Genomic DNA, 3,653 nt, shown 5'->3' with positions numbered 1-3,653 from the left:
CGGACAGGTGCCACCCAACCATGACCCGGGCGTCGCCGTGCCGATCGACGGCGTCGTTCGACGCCGACGGCGGCTGGGAGGAATCATCAACGAGTGTCGGGGTACGGCCTGGAGTGCAGAGCTAAGTACAGCTGATCTTGCAGAGGTGCGCACTGTTTGTCCGTCGTCAGCGGGTGACTGAGGGTGAGGCTGCTCGGGTCGTGATCGGGCAGACGTGGGGCGGCTGGCGATGGGAGCGATGGATGAGCAGCGGTGGCTGGATGTGCGCCGGTTCCGGGCGTTGCACGAGGCTGGTGCGAGTGTCTCGGAGATCGCTCGTGAGACGGGCCTGAACTGGCGGACGGTGAAGAAGTACCTGGCTGCTGGTAGCGGCGAGGTGGTGCCGCCGGTTCGGGCGCGGCCGGCTCGGGGGCAGTTGATCGACGTGTTCGCGCACGTGGTCGATGCGTGGCTGCGGGCGGAGTTGCTGCTCAAGGGCACGGTGATCCATGAACGCCTTGTCGAGCAGTACGGGTTCACCGGCAACTATCAGCGGGTGAAGCTGTATCTGCAGCAGGCCCGGCCGCGGATCGCTGCGGAGTTGGGGATCAGTCCGGATCAGCTGGCCGGGCTGCACCGCCGGTTCGAGGTCGTTCCGGGCGCCCAGGCGCAGGTGGACTGGGGCGACGAAGGCGGCATCCTGGCCCATGTCGGGATCCCGAAGGTGTACTCGTTTCACATGGTGCTGTCGTACTCGCGGGACCCGTTCTGCTGTTTCACCACCAGCCAGGACCTGGCCGCGTTCTGGGAGTGTCACCGGCGGGCGTTCGCGCACTTCGGCGGGGTTCCCGGGGCGATCGTCTACGACCGGACCAAGACCGTGGTCCGCCGGCATGTCGCCCCGGGCCAGGCGGTGCCGCTGCACCCGGAAGCGGTCGCGTTCGCCGGGCACTACGACTTCGACATCGATGTGCTGGCCGCCTATCGGCCGACCGGCAAAGGGCGGGTCGAACGGCAGGTCACCATCATCCGCGATCATGTCCTGGCCGGGCGGGCGTTCTCGTCGCTGGCCGAACTCGACGCCACGTTCATGGCCTGGGTGCCACAGCGGCGGGCCGTAAGGCATCGCACCCACGGCGAGATCATCGGCGTGCGGGCGGTCCGCGACCACGCCGCGCTGCGACCGATCCCCGCCCGGCCGTATGTGGTCGCCGACCGGCATCTGCGGCACGTCGGCAAGGACTGCCTGGTCGCCTACGCCGGCAACCTCTACTCCGTGCCGGCCCGACGGGTCCGCCACCGCCAACTCGTGGAGATTCGGGCGACCGCCGCCACGATCACTATTCACGCCATCGTGCCCGGTCTGGACGGCACCACGCTGCTGGCCACGCACCAGCGGGCCGTGGGCCGCGGCGCCCGCGTGGTCGACGAGAGCCACTGGGACGGTCTGCCCGACGGACACACCCGGGCCGTCACCATCGGCGACCCCGACAGCGGGCAGTCGACCGCACGCCGACCGGCCCGTCACGACGGCGGCCAGGGGCCGCTGCAAGCCCTGCTCAACCGGGCCGCCGCCGCCCAGATCGCCGTCGAGGCCCGGCCGCTGTCGGTCTATGAGCAGATCGCTGCGGCCAGCCCGTTCACCAACCGCCCACACCTGAAGGACGTCTCGAAGTGAGTGAGCTGGTCACCAACCGCATCCACGCCAGCGCCACCAAACTCGGCCTGCCTCACCTGGCCAAGACGCTGCGGGAACTCACCGGCCGGGCCGACACCGAAGCCATGGGCTACCTGGAGTTCCTCGACCTCGTCCTGGAAGAGGAACTCGCCGTCCGCGACGAACGCCGCTTCCGCGCCGGGCTACGCCTGTCGAAGCTGCCGCACCACAAGACCCTCGACGACTACGACTTCAGCTTCCAACCCGACCTGGACCCCCGCAAGGTCCGTGACCTCGCGACCCTCGCATTCGTGCAGGCCAAGGCCAACGTCGCTCTCCTCGGCCCACCCGGCGTCGGCAAGACCCCCATCGCCGTGTCCCTCGCGGTCGCCGCCTGCCGAGCCGGATTCACCATCTACTTCACCACCCTCGACGACATGGTCCGCCACCTCACCGCCGCCGACGCGATCGGCCGCCTGGCCCGCAAGCTGCAAACCTACCTACGCCCCACCGTCCTGGTCATCGACGAAGTGGGCTACCAACCCCTCGAACGACCCGAGGCCAACCTCGTCTTCCAAGTGATCTCGAAACGCTACGAGAAGGGCTCCACCCTGCTGACCTCGAACAAAGGCTTCGGCGAATGGGGCCAAGTCTTCGGCGACGAGGTCCTGGCCACCGCCATCCTCGACCGGCTCCTGCACCACTGCGACGTCGTCCCCATCAACGGCCCCAGCTACCGACTCAAGAACCGCCTCACCGCCATCGAGAACGTCGCCTGATGCCCACCCCGGCCACCCCGGACGACCCCGCAGCCACCAGCGACACCAACCGCGGCGACCTGCTGCAACTCCTGCTCCAGATCTGCGAGGACTTCCTCGCCCGCACCACTCCGGCGACCCACCACGAGGTCGACACCCTCCTACGCGCCCGCGGCATCACCGGCGGACCCGGATGGCTGATCGACATGCTCGGCCTCACCCGCCTGCGCCTGCAAGACGCAACCCACCGTGACGAACAAGGCGCCCACCGCGACACCTGACCTCTGCAAGATCAGCCGTACTCACCTCTGCACTCCAACGAGTACCCCGACACCTGTCCTGTTCATCCGATCGTCGCCGACACCGCTGATCTGTGGGCGCTCACGGCTTTCCTCTGGCATCGGCTCACGGAATTCCTCCAGGGACCGACGATCGAGGACCCCGCAGAGCTGGCACGCGACTGGCCGAGGGATCGAAGGAGAGCCCTTGCCCCTCGTTCCTCGGTGCTGCTCTCTGCCCTTGCGCCCGCCGGCCCGACGCCGCGGACGACGAGCGACCACGGCGGTCCATGGCGAGCGCCGTGTGGGGGAATTGCGTGAGCGAATCACGACCTGATGGGGGAATTCCGTGAGCGCTGACACTGATCCAACTGTCATCAAACGCTGTCGTCAACTCGGATCGGCCTGCATTGGATCGGCGGGTCGGATTCCCGTGGTCGAGAGTGATCCATTGACTCCGTTCCGTACCTGTCGTCAAATGGTCCTTTGCCGACAGAGGCATCCGGGGCGAATGCTGCGTGCCCGGCCAGACGCTCAACCCCCCACCCTAAAGATCAACTAAATGATCCCCGGTGACATGAGCGTTAGGAAAACCTCATGTCCGGCCCCTGCCAGGTGGCCCAGGCGCCGGGGTTCCCGCTGCCGTCGTCGGGCTGATTGTCGACGTGCGGCTGGCCGGGGTGGGTGGACATCCCAGCACCGTGCCCGGCGGTCACATCAATGTCGGGATTCGGCCACGCCGGTCCCGCCCACCCCTCCGGCCAGGACGATGCCGTGGGGGCGTTCGGGTCGTCCAGCGGCCCGGGCAGCCCGGGCAGATCCGTGTCCGCCGGTGGGGCAGGTACCGGCCCGGGCATCGGCAACTGAGGTGCCGGATCCGGTATGTCCAGTCCGGGCGGGAACGACTGCGTCCCTGGGAACTGGCTGGGCTGGTCGCCGCTGGGCTGCGACCACGATGTCGGGCCGGGCGGGGCCTGCGGT

3 protein-coding genes and 1 pseudogene are annotated in these 3,653 nt (G+C 68.3%); 3 read left to right on the top strand and 1 reads right to left on the bottom strand.

Annotated elements, in window-relative coordinates:
* The first annotated feature begins 238 nt into the window (after positions 1-238).
* From istA to ACGFIZ_RS34050, 3 genes are read left to right on the top strand one after another with little or no spacing between them, the layout of a single operon-like run.
* Complete coding sequence (gene istA, locus ACGFIZ_RS34060) at positions 239-1,657, top strand: IS21 family transposase (RefSeq protein ID WP_145776558.1); 1,419 nt, start codon at positions 239-241, stop codon at positions 1,655-1,657.
* Positions 1,654-2,415 carry an IS21-like element helper ATPase IstB gene (istB, locus tag ACGFIZ_RS34055; protein WP_393427403.1) on the top strand — a complete coding sequence of 254 codons (762 nt, stop codon included), beginning with the start codon at positions 1,654-1,656 and terminating at the stop codon, positions 2,413-2,415. Before istA ends, istB begins: the two co-directional genes overlap by 4 nt.
* Positions 2,415-2,675 (top strand): hypothetical protein, encoded by a 261-nt coding sequence (locus ACGFIZ_RS34050; protein ID WP_145774161.1) that lies wholly within the window; start codon positions 2,415-2,417, stop codon positions 2,673-2,675. The genes istB and ACGFIZ_RS34050 overlap by 1 nt, the downstream gene beginning before the upstream one ends.
* Before the next feature lie 581 nt (positions 2,676-3,256).
* Here the strand turns inward: ACGFIZ_RS34050 and ACGFIZ_RS34045 are convergent.
* Positions 3,257-3,653 (bottom strand): annotated as a pseudogene (locus tag ACGFIZ_RS34045) (hypothetical protein); the annotation flags it as partial.

The organism is Micromonospora sp. NPDC048830 (genome assembly GCF_043198215.1).
Lineage (GTDB): Bacteria > Actinomycetota > Actinomycetes > Mycobacteriales > Micromonosporaceae > Micromonospora.
Note: the sequence above shows the minus strand (reverse complement) of the source record. Positions and strands in the feature narration are given on the sequence as shown.